At 59.3% G+C, this 15,508-nt stretch carries 11 protein-coding genes; 5 read left to right on the plus strand and 6 right to left on the minus strand.

The window, feature by feature from the left end; all coding sequences use genetic code 11:
- Positions 1–195: 195 nt before the first annotated feature.
- The 6 genes from AC13QE_RS29035 to AC13QE_RS29060 all read right to left on the minus strand — a co-directional run bounded on the left by AC13QE_RS29035 (position 196) and on the right by AC13QE_RS29060 (position 7,835).
- Positions 196–1,191, minus strand: coding sequence for a lysophospholipid acyltransferase family protein (locus AC13QE_RS29035; RefSeq protein ID WP_488486325.1), 996 nt, complete (start codon positions 1,189–1,191; stop codon positions 196–198).
- Positions 1,188–2,609 (minus strand): cytochrome P450, encoded by a 1,422-nt coding sequence (locus AC13QE_RS29040; protein ID WP_488486326.1) that lies wholly within the window; start codon positions 2,607–2,609, stop codon positions 1,188–1,190. Before AC13QE_RS29040 ends, AC13QE_RS29035 begins: the two co-directional genes overlap by 4 nt.
- Before the next feature lie 155 nt (positions 2,610–2,764).
- Positions 2,765–4,009, minus strand: coding sequence for a diaminopimelate decarboxylase (gene lysA / locus AC13QE_RS29045; protein ID WP_488486327.1), 1,245 nt, complete (start codon positions 4,007–4,009; stop codon positions 2,765–2,767).
- Positions 4,010–4,116: 107 nt separating this feature from the next.
- Entirely contained in the window at positions 4,117–5,298 is a 1,182-nt protein-coding gene (locus AC13QE_RS29050) for a PLP-dependent transferase (RefSeq protein WP_488486328.1), read from the minus strand.
- Between the two features lie 15 nt (positions 5,299–5,313).
- On the minus strand, positions 5,314–6,684 hold the full coding sequence (locus tag AC13QE_RS29055; RefSeq protein ID WP_488486329.1) for an MATE family efflux transporter: 1,371 nt from the start codon (positions 6,682–6,684) through the stop codon (positions 5,314–5,316).
- Positions 6,684–7,835, minus strand: a complete 1,152-nt coding sequence (locus AC13QE_RS29060; RefSeq protein ID WP_488486330.1) for a GNAT family N-acetyltransferase — start codon at positions 7,833–7,835, stop codon at positions 6,684–6,686. Before AC13QE_RS29060 ends, AC13QE_RS29055 begins: the two co-directional genes overlap by 1 nt.
- 326 nt (positions 7,836–8,161) lie before the next feature.
- Between AC13QE_RS29060 and AC13QE_RS29065 the strand changes: the two genes are divergently transcribed.
- The 5 genes from AC13QE_RS29065 (at position 8,162) to AC13QE_RS29085 (ending at position 15,499) form a co-directional block, all read left to right on the plus strand.
- Complete coding sequence (locus tag AC13QE_RS29065) at positions 8,162–12,139, plus strand: amino acid adenylation domain-containing protein (protein ID WP_488486331.1); 3,978 nt, start codon at positions 8,162–8,164, stop codon at positions 12,137–12,139.
- A 32-nt stretch (positions 12,140–12,171) separates the two neighbouring features.
- Positions 12,172–13,491, plus strand: coding sequence for a lysine N(6)-hydroxylase/L-ornithine N(5)-oxygenase family protein (locus tag AC13QE_RS29070; RefSeq protein WP_488486332.1), 1,320 nt, complete (start codon positions 12,172–12,174; stop codon positions 13,489–13,491).
- A complete protein-coding gene (locus AC13QE_RS29075) occupies positions 13,492–14,211 on the plus strand; it encodes a 4'-phosphopantetheinyl transferase family protein (RefSeq protein WP_488486333.1) in 720 nt (239 codons plus the stop codon).
- Positions 14,212–14,375: 164 nt separating this feature from the next.
- On the plus strand, positions 14,376–14,966 hold the full coding sequence (locus AC13QE_RS29080) for a sigma-70 family RNA polymerase sigma factor (RefSeq protein WP_488486334.1): 591 nt from the start codon (positions 14,376–14,378) through the stop codon (positions 14,964–14,966).
- Between the two features lie 59 nt (positions 14,967–15,025).
- A complete protein-coding gene (locus AC13QE_RS29085) occupies positions 15,026–15,499 on the plus strand; it encodes a GNAT family N-acetyltransferase (protein ID WP_132720143.1) in 474 nt (157 codons plus the stop codon).
- Positions 15,500–15,508: the final 9 nt, after the last annotated feature.

The raw sequence follows: 15,508 nt of genomic DNA on the forward strand, positions 1-15,508 counted from the left end.
AAAATCTTAGCTCAAGGGCGCTGTGAGCCCTTAGAAATCGCCTCTGTGCCTGGCCTTATAGCTTATAGGCTTCGATCTCCTAAATCACATCGCAACCTGTGGTCACAGATAATGCGTAAGCTTCGCAAGCTGACTAAGGTGGTGCGATATCTAAATGGCCAATTACGAAATGCTCAAATTGAATCTCGCTTGTCGCTACAGTCGATTATCGACAAAATACCATTGCTCTGGATGCAAGCGCACTACCGGTTCTATCACGGCATTCAATTGCGCGACCTCCTGAACAAGATGTTCCTCAACGCCGAACTTTTCGGGGAGCATGAAAGGCTTCAAGGTTGTTAGCGCAAATCGCGCCCCCTTCTCCCGAACGATATAAATCGGATAGATCAACGCATTTGTCTTCCTCGCCATTCGCGCAATGAGCGCATAATTGCCCTCAAGGTGCACAGGCCTGCCCAAGAATGGCGCTCGGATACGTCCGTTAAATCCCTCGTCACAGAACATCAGTAGATTGCCGCCGTTTTCCAGGATTCTCAGAGCCGGGCGGACGAAGCTGCGGCCGGGCTTCAAGATTCCGAGCCCCGCTCCCTTGCGCAGCCGATTGACGATATAGTGGCGTGAGCGGCGTTTGGGCGGGTCGTAATTCATGGTGACATTAAGCCCCATATCGAGAAGACAATGCCAGAGCACTTCCCAGTTGCTGATATGCGGCGCAATGAAGATCACCGGGCCTTGGCTGCAACGCTCAACCAACCCTTCGGTGCCAATCATGCGGACGTGCCACCGTGCCAGTCTCGGCACGACAGAATATTCCGCCATCTGCCGCCCTTGAGAATCGGCATAGGCATCGAGAAGCCGCTGGAGCTCGATATCCGTGAGTTCGGGCCTTATCGTCTTGAGATTGGCTGCCGCGCGCGTGTAAGCCGCTTTATGAAAGCGGGGAGCAAGCAGACGCCCAAGCCAACCGCCGAGATCCGAGCAGACGCTGGCCGGCAAGAGCATGAAGGAAAAATAGAAGAAGAGATCGACGGCATTGTCGATATTCTCGAAGACCCAGTAGCGCAGAAATGCCTTGCGGTGGTTACCGCCGGCTGCGAAATCGGCCAAGGGCGGGGCCTTGGCAGGCTCATAGGTCCACGCCTTGCGCTTTGACGCGACAACTCTTTCGTCGCCTTCGTCCCCAGCCGTCATCCCCGACGCCGATGCAATGTGACGGGCATGCCCTCACACGGACGCAGCGTCAGACGGCATTGTGGCTGAACCTTGTGTCCATCCCTGATCCGGACACGAAAACGCTTGGCCAGGATCGCCAGGCAAAGGATCGCCTCGGTAAGGCCGAACTGCAGACCGGGGCATACGCGCGGGCCGGCCGCGAAGGGAATATAGCTGTAGGGCGTCGGCCGTGTCTCGCCGAGGAAACGCTCGGGGTGAAAGCGATGCGGCTCGGGAAAGAGCGAATCCGTGCGATGCAGGATCCAGGGCACGATCAGCACCAATGCGGCCTTGCGTACCTTCACGTCGCCGATCTGGTCGGCCTCGGCCGCCTGTCGTGCTAGAATCGGCACGGGAGGATAGAGGCGCAGCGTCTCTTCGATGACCGCACGGCACCAGTCTAGCTTCGCAACATCATCGATCGAGGGAACCCGATCGCCGCAGACGGCGTCGATTTCCGCATGAACTGCCTCTTCCACCCAGGGCGCACCTGCCAAGAGGTACCAGGCCCAGGTCAGCGTTGCCGCAGTCGTTTCGTGGCCAGCCATGAAGATGGTGGCAGCCTCGTTGCGAAGCGCCACGACATCGAGTTTCAGCTCGGGATTGCGCTGCTGACGACGGATCAGCAGTTCGACCATGGAACTGTTATCACCCTTGCCGGCCAGATGATCTTCGATCACCTGATCGATAATCCGGTGAATGCGCTTCACCGATCGACTCAAGCTCGGCGTCTTGATGATCGGCAAACCTTCATCGAAGCCTAGAAAATAGCCGAAATTGACGGAATCGACCAGCGACTGGTAGCTCGCAAACCCTTCGGTCACCGCATTGGCGCTTTCTTCGCCGAGGTCATTGCCGAAGACACTGCGGGAAATGATCTCCGCCGTCAGCCCCGCCATCTCGAACAGGGCGTTGACTTCAGCGCCTTCACCCAGGCTCTGCCAGCGATCGGCAAGCTCGCTTGCCGTGCTCTGCATGATCGCGCCGAAGGCCGGCACGCGGTTTTTATGCACGATATCGGAGACCAGCGGCCGGCGCTGTTTCCAGGTTTCCTTATCGGATATGAATAAACCATCGCCCAAAAGATATTCCAGCGCGCGGCGCATCTGCGGCGTCTTGCGCTCGAAATTCTCATGGCGTTTCGCCACCACATAGCGGATGGCTTCAGGCGAATTGACGATGATGAGCTGGCGGCCCAGAAGCTTGAACTCCGCCACATGCTCGCGATAATCAGCGCGGCGCCAGATCGACAGGAAGTCGCTGCGCGCCTGCAGCATCAGCTTCAACGGCTGGCCGGGCTTCCCGTTATAATAAGCTGCGTGAGCCGGCTCGAAATAGTGCGAGGATTGATCGGCGTGTTCGACAATTTCGGTTTTCTGATCAAGCCAGGCCAGCATAGCGGTGCAGAACTTTCACGCCTTGCGGCCAGAGATGATAAGAGAGCAGTCGGACACGACACGCGGACGTGGCCACTATATTCATTTCGCAACCGCGGAAAAGCCCCTGCTTGGCCGAAGTTAAGGCTCGTCTTTCGCCTGGAAATCGGCCGCGTTTAAATGCCTTCCAGCATAAGCAATTCATCCAGCGTTTGCCGCCTGCGGATCAATCGATGCGTCTCGCCGTCGATCAGCACTTCTGGCGCATAGAGACGGCTATTGTAGTTCGATGACATCGTCGCGCCGTAAGCGCCGGCACCATGAAACACGAGATAGTCGCCGACATGGACTTCGGGCAAATCGCGGGTTTCCACCGTGCCGTTGTCGGTCTGCGTGAAGACATCGCCCGATTCGCAGAGCGGGCCTGCGACAACGGTGGGGAAGATTGTTCCGGCAGCACTGCGAGGCGCCGTGCCCGGAATGACCGCGATGTGATGGTAACTGCCATACATCGCCGGCCGGGCGAGATCGCTGAAGCCGGCATCGACAAGCACGAAGCGGTTGCGGCCCATCATCTTGACCGCCCTCACTTCTGCCAGCAATACGCCTGCATCCGCTGTCAGGAAGCGGCCCGGCTCGATCTCAAGCCGGATCGGATGGCCGACATGCGTCTCGATCTCGCGCCGGGCCTTGTCCCAGAGCGAAAAGTAATGGGCAGGATCGATCTCCTCCTCATCCTCCCTGTAAGGCACAGACAGGCCGCCGCCGGCGGAAATGGCCTCGATATCGACATCCAGCGTGCGGCAGAATCCGATCATTGCACCGCAGACACGCTGCAGATGTCCATAATCGACACCGGAGCCGATATGCATGTGCAACCCGACGAGCTTCAGCGAATATTGCCGCGTCAGCGCCATGGCCTCCTGTAACTGCTCGAACCAGATGCCATGCTTGCTGGTTTCGCCGCCGGTGTTGGTCTTTTTGCTATGGCCATGCCCGAAGCCCGGATTGATGCGCAGCCAAACCCTATGGCCCGGCGAGCGCTCTCCCAGCTGAAGCAGCATGTCGATGGAACCGATATTTACCTCGATCTTGTCGGCAATGACGCGTTCCAGCGTCGGCCGATCGAAGACGTCGGCGGTGAAGACGACCTCCGCTTCTCCCGACGCATTGCCGGCGGAAAAACCTGCCCGCATCGCCCGCTCGATCTCGCCGAGCGAGACGGCATCAACCCGCACGCCCGCTTTGCGCATCTCTTTCAGGATATGAATGTTCGAACAGGCCTTCTGCGCATAGCGGATAACGTCGAAGGCGGAGAGTTGGGCGATGCGGCGGCGGATCGCGGCAGCATCATAGATCCAGAGCGGCGTCCCATATTCGGCGGCAAGCGCGCTCAGCGTTTCATTGGAAGGGATGGTCATCTTGTCTCGATCGGGTCGGGGCGGGAATGGATCAACAATGAATAATAGTATGGGCGGAGCGACCGTGTCACTCCACCCCTTTCTGAATACAAGAGTGTTGCAGCTGGCTAGCGCCTCGCGGCAACAAGGGCCTGCTCGAGATCGGCAATGATCTCCTTGGCCGAGTGCAGTCCGACGTTCAGGCGGATCGTTCGCTCGCTGACACCAAAGCGCGCGAAGACATTCGTCTCCGGCGAAATGCTGAGAGCTGCCTTTGCCGGCACCACCAAGCTCTCCGGTCCACCCCAGCTGACACCGATGCGAATGAGGCGCAACGCATCGACGAAATCGGCTACATCGATGTGCTCTGAGACCTCGAAGGAAAACAGCCCACCAAAGCCGCTGAAGGTACGCTTCCCGACATGGTCGCCGAGTGCCGGATGCATGACATTGGTCACATCCGCATGGGCATCAAGCCAGGATGCCACTTCGAGCCCGGCTTCATGATGATGCCGCATGCGGAATGGCAGTGTCTCGAGATTACGCAGCACGAGCCATGCCTCGAACGGCGCGAGCTTCGCACCCGTGTAGGGGTAGATTTCGCTGTTGATCCGGTCGATATGCGCCTTCGAGCCGGTAACCAGACCTGCAACCGTGTCGCTCTGGCCGCCGAGATATTTCGAGGCCGCGTGAATGACGATATCGATACCGACGGAGAGAGGCTTCTGAAAGAGCGGTGTTGCCCAGGAATTGTCGACCATTGTTACGACGCCATGGCGGCGAGCGGCCTCGGCGATCGCAGTCAGATCCTGCAACTCGAAAACCATCGATGTCGGGTTTTCGAGATAGGCGAGCTTGGCGCCGGGAAGTGCGGCAAGCATAGCCCCCGTATCGGTGCCGTCGATATAGTCGACGACGACACCGAAGCGCTTCAGGATTTTTTCAAAGAAGCGGAAGGCATCGCTATAGACGTGCCGGACGGTGACGATACGATCGCCTGGGCCGACGAAGGCGAGAACCGCGGCAGCAATCGCGCCCATGCCGCTCGAGAAGGCACGCGCCTCTTCCGCGCCCTCCATTTCGGCGATCTTGCGCTCCAGAAGCCGCACGGTCGGATTGTCGCCGCGCGAATAGATCGGCTTCTTCGAACGACCGGCAAAGACGTCCTCCAGCTCCTTGTAGCTATCGAACAGGAAGAGGGATGTCTGATAGATCGGCGGCACGGCGGCATCGAAGGGATCGTCGCGCGGCGGCATCAGCGTATCGGGAATGGCGTGGCGGTAGGCATCGAATCTCGGCGTCTCGTTCATGGCGGTCCTCTTGGGTCAGGAGTGAAGTGTCGATTGGCCAACAAGGCGGCCGGGTGCGTCGGCCGGCAGAATGGCGAGCCATTCCCGCCAGCAGACAAGACCGCCGAGGATGGCAGCAAGGATGGCAGCGGTAGCCACGGCGGCTGAAACGCCGGCAAAGCCCATCCAAAGCGGCAGCAGGAGCAGAAGCGGGATCAGCAGATAGCCCTGCGGCGCAAGCCCGACGAGGGCGGACAGACCCGCCCTGCCCCGCGATTGCAGCATGACGAGCAGGACGGATTGAAAGGCCGCAAGCGGAAAGATAGGAAAGAGGGACCGCAGCCAGGCGACTGCCTCATCCACGACGTCCTGGCTATCCGTGAACAGGCGCGCGATCGGCTCGGCAGCCAAGAACAGCAGAATAGAATAGAGCAATGCGACCGGTATCGTCACAGCCAGCATGAACCGAATAACGGCTTTAAGCCGCTCAGCATCGCCGGCGCCAAAGGCGTGACTGACAACACTCTGGGCACCGAGGCAAAAGCCGAACAACGGAAGCTGTCCCAAGGTCATCAGACGGATGGCAATCGCCGTTGCCGCGACACCTTTATCGCCGCCATGGACCGCCGCCTCCCGCATCAGGACCAGAAAGCCGAGGCCCGTGACAATGCTTGTTGCGGCAGCGGGAAGGCCGATCCGCGCGATCGGCCAAAGCAGTTGCCAGCATATCGCCCCGCCGGTCACGCTCACCGTTCCCCATCGGCGCAGAAAGTAGACGGCATAGCATGCAAGGGCTGCAATGGACGATACGATGGTCGCTAGTGCCGCGCCGGACGCGCCGAGCTTGAAGAGGAAGATGAAGACCGGATCGAGAACCGCGTTCAAGGCGAAGCTCGCGATCAGCACGATCATCGAGAAGCGTGAATTGCCCTCGGCGATCGCTATGAAATCGCAGATAGCCTGCAAAAGCCCGAGTGTCAGACCGAAAGCAAGCAGCCGCCCATAATCGAGCCCAGGAGCGAGGAGATTGTCGCTGGCGCCAAGTGCGCCGACAAAATCCGGCAGGCCGAAATAGATCAGGATCGACAAGAAAACGCCGAGCGGGACCGTCGCCGCGAGCGCTGTCGTGGCGACCGATGCAGCGGCTTTGAGATCCTCTTCGCCAAGGTAGCGCGCAAGCAGCGTCGCAAGCCCGATACCCAGCCCCTGACCGGCGGCCGCGACAAGCAAAAACAGTGGCATGACCAGACTGATGCCTGCCAGCATGTCCGGGCCGAGCGTTCCCAGGAAGATCGCGTTGATCGCATGATGGCCGGCACTGGCGGCAAGTCCTGCCACGGCCGGAAGCGCGACCGCCAGAACGAGCCGCTTGACGCGCGGATCGTTCATATCGACGGCTGTTTTCATCAGGCGCCTCGCGCCAGCGAGCCAAGGACAGGCTGCCCATCCTCTGTGGACAAGCCGGTGAGATCCGGCAACAGCAGCCGGTCCATGAAGAAGCGCTCACGCAGGAGCATGACCAGCAGCGCCTTCTTGTGCGGGAACTGAATATGCTTGACCTTGGCGAAGCCGGAACGGTCGAGATTGCGGATCTGCTGGGTGTGATGATGGATCGGCTCGCCGACGATACGTCGTGTGCGTGGATCGGCCAGGAACATGTAGTGCATCAGCGACGGCAGCCAGGCGCTAACGAAGGCCTTCCCGCGGAAATCATCCTCGCCGATCGCCACATGCCAGCCTCGGTCATACCCGTCGGCCTCGTAATGCGGTCCGATCCTGTCTTCCTTCGCCCAATAGAGCTCGAAATAGCCGAAGGGCACACCCCCGATGGTTCCGATCAGCGGCAGAGTGCGGGGATCGGCAAGGCGGCCGGCGATGAAATCGCGATGATAGGAAAGATCGCCGCTGTCTTCCCATATGGCGGCAACCCTCGGATCGTTCATCCAGCGATGGAAATGGGGAAGATCGGCCTCGATATCGGCGACATGGAAGCCAAGCTGGGTATTCAGCCAGGGAATGAAGCGGCTGTAGACACGGCCGGCGGGCTTCGGCGGCCGCTGCGGATGAAGGGCACCATTCGTCAGGATCGGAGATTCCGGATAGGCCTTGGGCGCACGTCCGAGCCAGGATCTTGCCTGCTGGAAAAAGGATTCCGGCCGCACGATCAGGCGCTCGCCGCGCCGGTCGATCGCGCCGGTTTCCAGCAGTCGCATTGCAAGATCCTCATCCGCAAGCGCGATCTCGAAGCAGTCCAGCTGTGGATTGCATGCCAGAACGGCTTCCGACACGGCGTTGACGATATCCTCGTCAGAAAGCGGCGGGACTGCGGTAGAGATTGTATCGAAGACGAGGAGATTGGTGGCCGGACCCGATAGATGACCTGAGGCCATCTTCACTCCGTGATACTCGACACGGAAACTCCCCGGTGCATGCCCTGCCGATATGATGAGTGGCTGGCCGCAGGCAAGCGCGCTGCTCTCGAAGCCCGAAGCCGGCAGGCGCAGATCAAAGGATTTCTCCGCCGTCCCATCGCTCCTGATCGCCAGGGAAGCATCCATCTTTCATCTCCATATCTTCAGAACCACGCCGGTTGAAATCTGCAGGCCAAACACAGCGCTAGTTCTGCGGTGACGAACGACGTCAGTAAAAATTCAAAATATTTTCCAAAAAATATTTTTCGAAAATCATCTGAATTTTCCGAAACCCCATTCGTTATGCAGCTACGTCGACGTAACTTTCGGAATGTCCGAGTTTATCGACGCCATAAGACATGGATATCGATCGATTGAACTTAATATCTCTCATAGATATTGAGAAGTATACGTTATTGCATTTCGATCGATTGGATATGTATTTCAATACATTCAAGGAGAGCGGCGAAGAAATGACTATCCACGATCGCAACGCCAAGGCAGCAAACGATACGGATTTTCTCGCCAAATGCTCCCTATCGCCGACACAGTCACGTATCTGGCTCCTGTCCGAGACTGGTAACGAAGTCGTCTACGGGCGACAAATACTCGCCATCGCGTTTCCTCCCGTCCCTCTTGCTGTCGCGCATCGGGGCCTGTCAAAGCTTTCACGGCAACATCCCCTCATTACCTCGGAATTCGAGGCACGGGCAGGCGGCGCCGTCCAGCAGATCCTGAGGAACGGCCGTTTCGTCGAGATCATCGAGACGAAGTTGACTGCAGGCGAAAACCTGGACGACGCGCTGACCGCGGCTGCCACAGCGGAACAGGCCCGCCCGATCGACCTTACCGATGGCAATCCGGCCCGCTTCATCCTCCTGACGCAAGAAGCGCGGGCGGTGGGCGCCCTATTCTCCCTCCACGCCATCCTTGTCGACGCTGCGGCGCTCGACCTGCTTGCGACGGATTTCCTTCACAACATTGACGGTCATGACCCGGCGGATATCGCAGAGACCGTACTGCCCGACGCCGCCTCGTGGATGATTGCCAATGGCGCACCGCGCCATGCGGCACCAGAACTGGTCGACTTCTGGTTCCAGCGGCTGACGGCTCAGGAGAACATTGCGTCACTCCCGCCGCAAACATCGGCGGGAAAAAACACGGTCGACGAGGCCTGGTTCGAGCATATTCTCGAAGTGCCGGTACAATCGTCCGCTAACGCCTCCGGCGATATGCTTGCCGCCCTTGGGATCGCCCTGCGGCGCCATACCGGATACGGCACTCAAAGGATCGGCCTGGTCACGCGGCCGGAAAGGCAGAAAGTTGCCGCTCGCTGCGAGGACGTGTTGATCCTGACGCAGGAACTCGACGGCACCATGATGCTCAAGGACGTTCGTAACGCGTTCGTCAAGGAAATCGATATGGCTATCAGGCAATCCCTACCCTTCGAGGCTCTTGCCGATGCGTTGATAAGACGGGACGAATCCTTCGACACCACCGGCCTCGTCAAGACGCTCCTCGATGTGCGTCCGCCCCTGCATCTCCTGCAAGCAACCTCGAACGAAGTCACGCTGCGCAGCCCCATCGAACCGCCGGCGCGCCGCGATGCCGATCTGGTCGTTACCGTTTCCCCCGCATCCATCGGCAAATTGCGTATCGGCATCGGCTTCGACCCGCAGAAGCATGATCGAAAACAAATCATACGCTTCGCCGACGATCTTGCCTTGGCACTTGCGCAGTTACAGGTGAGCCCCGACCTTCAGGTCAAACATATTCCCTTCGTGTCACCGGAAGAGCTGGACAGGCTTTCGGCACCCTATCCGGACGCGCCGGAGCCCGACGACGGCACGCCGATCCACGAGGTCATCTCCGCGCAGGCGAAAAGGCGGCCGAGCGCCTTTGCCGTCGCACAGGGTGAGAAATCCGTGACACACGGCGAACTCGAAGCTGCCGCCAACCGGCTGGCTCATCGGTTGATCGCGATGGGGATCGGCCCGGAAAAGCGCGTTGCCATCGCCCTTGAAAAATCGATCGACGCGATCATCGCCATTCTTGCCGTGCTGAAGGCTGGCGGCGCATTCACGCCGGTAGAGCCGGATCATCCTGAAGCGCGCAATCGTCACATCCTGACGGCCCCGGGCCTCTCGCTCGTCATTTCCCGCGCAAAGCACATCGCCAACTTGCCGAGCGATATCGCCACGCCCTATCTCAATCTCGATGCCATCGACCTGTCCGCGGAGAACGTGGGCGCGCCGGCAACGACCATTGCCCCACAGCAACTTGCCTATGTGATTTACACGTCAGGCTCGACAGGCGTCCCGAAGGGAGTGGCGGTCGAGCACGGACCACTCGCGCACCATTGCAAGGCGACCCTGCGCATCTACGAGATGAGCGAGGAATCCTGCGAATATCCCGTGCTTCCCTTCACCTCGGACGGCGGCCATGAGCGCTGGATGGTGCCGCTGATGGCCGGCGGAGGTGTGGTGTTGACGCAGGACAAGCTCGCCACACCAGAAGATGCCTTCGCGGCGATGAAGCGACACGGCGTCAATAATGCCAGCCTGCCCACCAGCTATGTCCGCGGCCTTGCCGAATATGCCGGGGAAAACGGCGAAATCCCGCGGCTGCGGCTTTATTCCTTCGGCGGCGAAGCGCTGTCGCAGGCGGTGTTCGACATGATCACCGAGAACCTGAAGGCGCAGCTGCTGATCAATGGCTACGGCCCGACCGAAACGATCATGACGCCGATGATCTGGAAGATTCCGGCTGGCACCCGCTTCGAGGGAACGGTCGCACCCATCGGCCGCGGCGTGGGCGATCGGCGCATCTATGTGCTCGATGCCGACCTTGCGCCGGTTCCGGTCGGCGTGATGGGCGAAATCTATATCGGCGGCAGCGGCCTAGCACGCGGCTATCTCGGCCAGCCGGAGCTGACGGCGGATCGTTTCATTCCGGATCCTTTCACGCCTGGCGGACGACTGTACAAGTCCGGCGATCTCGGCCGCTGGCGGGAAGACGGCATCGTCGAATTCGCCGGCCGCGTCGATCACCAGATCAAATTGCGCGGCTTCCGCATCGAGCCGGGCGAAATCGAAGCCGTGCTGCGCTCCGATCGGCGTGTCGCCGAGGCCGTCATCTTGCTGCACAATGACGGCGGCCGCAGTTCTCTGGTCGCCTATGTTGTGCAGCGCGAGGGCGAGAGCTTGAGTGTGACCGAGCTGCGCCGCGCCGCCATGACGGCCCTGCCCGACTACATGGTGCCACAGACCATCATGCTGATCGACAAGCTGCCGATGGGGCCGAACAGCAAGCTGGACCGCGCGGCCCTGCCCGCACCGCGCATCGAACGCGAAATGGCAGCACCTGCCAATGACAAGGAAAAAGCGATCCTGGATGTCTGGAAGGATATCCTCGACATCGGCGATATCGGTGTCACGGAGAATTTCTTCGATATTGGCGGACAGTCTCTGATGGCCGTGCGCATCGTCTCGCGCCTGAAGACGCGCCATCCCGAATGGCCGCTGACGATCGCCGATATGTTCAATCACCCTACCGTGCGCGATCTTGCGCTCGCCATCGACGGCAGTCGCGACGAAACCGGCGTCGATGTCGTCTACCTCAGACGCAACGGTGACCGGCCGGTGCTCTACTGCTTCCCGGGCCTCCTCGTCAGCACGCGCGAATATATGCGCCTCGTCGATTATCTCGGTCCGGAACAGCCGGCGACCGGCTTCATTTGCTATTCGCTGACCGAGACCAAGACGCTCAGCACCCGCGTCGAAGATATCACCGCGCGTTACGCCGAAGCCGTACGCAGACAAGCCAAGGGTAGGCCTTGCGCCTTTCTCGGCTGGTCGTGGGGCGGGCTGCTCGCCTATGAGGCCGCGCGTCAGCTCGGCAACGATATCGACCTGTGCATGATCGGCATGGTCGATGTCTGCGACATGGACGAGGAGTTCACCGTCGGCATTATGCCGCACTTCGAGGACGGTATCCGCGATCGCACCCATGCCGCCGTGCAGAGCTGGCTTGCGACTACGCCGATGCGCGAGGACTGGGAGAGACTTTTCACCGCCATGAACGAGGAGGTCTACGAACAGTTCCTTCATCATATCGTCAAGCATAACGTCAAACTGCCAACGGATGGTCCCGATATCGGCTCGGAAGAGCACACATTCTGGATCCTCATCGACAATGCGATGATCTTTCGAAATTACCGCCTGGAGCAATCCGATTTCCGCATCCATGCCTTTGCGGCCGAAGATTCTCTCACGCGTGCCCTCAACGTCATCGACTGGCGGCGATATTCGCCAAACGCGACGGCATCGGAGATCGTCACCGGCACCAACCATTTGACGATCATCGGCAAAACGCCCTTCCATCAGCGGTTCGCCCGGCGGCTCGACCATGCTTTTGCGCCGGCGCCGCTGTCCAAAGACGCCGTCAAGTAACCCCCTCTTCGACATCATTCTGGAGCTGCATCATGACATCGCACGTGCTCGACCTCGCCGGGGCCGGAATCGGTCCCTTCAACCTCAGCCTTGCCGCTCAGCTCGATTCTATACCGCAACTTTCCGTCCGCTTCTTCGAACGGCGTCCATCCTTCGCATGGCATCCGGGAATGATGCTGCCGGGTGCGGAAATGCAGACATCCATCCTCAAGGATCTGGTCACCGCCACCAATCCGACAAGCCGCTGGAGCTTTCTCTCCTATCTTGTTGCGCATAAACGCTTTTATCAGTTTCTCAATGCGGAATATGAAGCCGTTCCGCGCAAGGAATTCGCCGACTATCTCGGATGGGTCGCGCGCGGCCTGGCCTCGCTCCGCTTCGGCAACAGCGTGCGTGAAGTCCATGCCAATGACGGCTTCTTCGCCATCATCACCGACGACGGCGCGATCAGCGCCCGTAATCTATCCGTCGGCGTCGGCAAGATCCCCTCTCGGCCAAGCTGGGCCGAGCAACTGCCCAAATCTTTGACCTTCCATAGCAGCGAAGCGATGCAGCGCATCGGTGATGTCAGAGCGCCCCGCATAGCCGTTATCGGCGGCGGCCAAAGCGGCGCTGAGATCGTCGAAGCGCTCCTGGATCTGAACAGGGTTTCGTCTATCCATTGGATCAGCCGCCGGCCGAATTTCGAGCCGCTCGATGCGACGCCCTTCACCAACGAACTCTTCACGCCAGGCTATATGGAGCGTTTCCACGGACTGTCCGAGGAGCTGCGGCTCACGCACACGCGCCGGCAGGTACTGGCGAGCGACGGCGTTTCCGCCTCCACCTTGAAGAAGCTTTATCGCCGGCTCTACGAGCGAAAGTTCGATGCCGCCGGTAACCCCGATCACGGCATATCGCTGCGCCCCTTCCGCAACGTCATCGCAGCCGAGCAGGATGGTCCCGAAATCACGCTGACCATGCGCAACGGCTTCGATGACACCATCGAGACACTGACGGTCGACATGGTCGTCTTTGCAACCGGCTATCGTTTCGTGCTTCCGGAGTTTCTGCATTCGCTCGAAAATCGCATCGAGCTCAACTCCATCGGCGAACCGGTGCTGGAAAGCGATTTCTCGCTCAGATGGGATGGGCCACGTGATAACCGCATCTTCGTTCTCAATGCCGGACGCCATAGCCACGGCATTGCCGAGCCGCAGCTCAGCCTTGCCGCATGGCGCAGCGCGGTCATCGCCAACGCGTTGCTCGGCCGCCAGCATTTCGATCTCGATCAGCTCGATCCCATCGTACAGTGGGAAACACACGGACAGGCCTCGAACCTTCCCTCTCACATGGGACAGGCAGCCGAATAGGTGAAGACGGGCCAATCGGGGGAAGAGACGGCGCAGGTGGAACTTCATAGCCTGCACCTGCCTGACGGGCATCCCGTACCGGACTCGATTTTGAGCGAGGCAGAAAAAAGCCGTGCCGCAGCATTCAAATCACGCTCGGCGCGGCGCCTTTTCGTTGCTGGGCGGGTCCTATGCCGAAGCATTCTCGCCAATCGGCTTGGCTGCGCCCCGCAAGCACTTTGTCTTGCGATTACCCCTTCCGGCAGGCCCTACCTGCGCGATTATCCCGACATCGACTTCAATCTGTCACACACGAAAGACGGCGTAGCGCTCGCGATCTGTCGCGGCGGCCACATCGGCATCGATATCGAGCGCCTCGACGCATTTTCGGAGAAGGAAGCCTCGGAGATCATGCCGATGATCCTTTCCGAACAAGAGCTCAATCAGGTGCATCAATTGGATGAGCGAGATCGCCGCGATGTTTTTCTCGCCTGTTGGGTCCAGAAAGAGGCCGCGCTGAAATGCTTCGGCCAGGGTTTTCTGGCCGACCCGCAAAGCGTGATATTGATGCCAGGTGATACAACCTTTGAAAGCAAAGGTCAGATGTCGGGCGAAGCATTTTTCATCCATTCAGGCCGGATCAGCAATGGAGAAAGTGGGGATTTTCAATGGGCTATCGCGACATCCAGAGCTGCAACAAGACCGAAATGGCAGCATCACAAAAGCGGGATTTTCTTCTAGATCGGCAAAAAAATTGAAATAAAATCAGTCGGATAAGCCTCGATTTACGAGATGCTTCACTTTTCGACTCTGCTATCTTGACTATCATTGTCATGTTTTATAGGTTCCCTCTCAAAAAGAGGGACACACAGAAATGCAACTTTGGATTTCAGCGAGAGCCCGACATGATTGCCACCCATTCGCAGTCGACTTCCAATGAGCAACTCCAAACAGCACTTCACGCCTATCCGAAGCTCCTCTCCGTCGCACGCCGGATCACTGGCTGCATGAGCTTGGCAGAGGATGTGGTGCAAGAGGTTCTCCTACAGCTGGTTTCCAAACCGCTGAAGGAAGATATAGCGGCACCCGCGCCCTATGTGATGCGCATGGTGCGCAATCTGGCGACGGATCATATGCGGCGACTGCAATATGAGCGCGGCCTTTTCCTTGAAGAGGAAGTCGGCGGCAATACCTCCGCCTATGGAAGTCCCGAGGAACATCTTCACGAAGCTCAAGCCTATAAGGCCTTCCGCTGCACCGTCGAAGCCATGCCCGCAAGAACCAGAAAGTTCTATGAGGAGCATTATTTCGACGATGTCCCTCAGAAAACCATCGCCAAAGAGGCAGGTGTGTCCTGCGCGCTCGTATGCGGACTTCTGCGCGAAGCTCATTCGCGGTGCCTCGCCGCAATCTCGCTCGAAGCCGGGCATGACTGCGATGCAGGCGGTACTCACAGGCGAAACCGGCCGGCACCCGTGCGGGAGATGCGGGCCTGATGGCCGTGCACTCTCCCGGTCTGCAATCAGTGCTCCACAACGAGGAAAGGGAGGAATAGATGCAGGAAACCATCGAGATAACCGAATCGAAGGGTGCCATCTGTCGTGACATCATGTCGGAACTCACCGACTGGTTCGCCGATCCGGATGTCATCGAAGCTTGCGCCGGCGCAGTGGAAAACCTGCCGATGTTCGGCTGCGTCGAGGAGGATACTGTGGCCGGCTTCGTGTCGCTGCGCGCCCATCCGCCATCTGCGATGGAGATTCTCGTGATCGCAACGCGGCCCCGGCATCATCGCAGCGGCGTCGGCAAGCGATTGCTGTCCGCGGCAGAGACCTTCGCCCGCTCTTCCGATTGCAAGCTTCTGACGGTCAAGACGCTTGCGCCGCGCGGCCGGGACGAACCGCAGTATGAAAAGACGCGTGCCTTCTACGACAGAAACGGCTTCATCCGCGCCGAGATATTTCCAACCCTCTGGCGCGAAAGCGATCCGTGTCTCTTCTTCGTCAAGCCATTGACTTCGATCAACTAACGCATCGCT

Source organism: Martinezella sp. CNPSo 3957 (assembly GCF_057784395.1).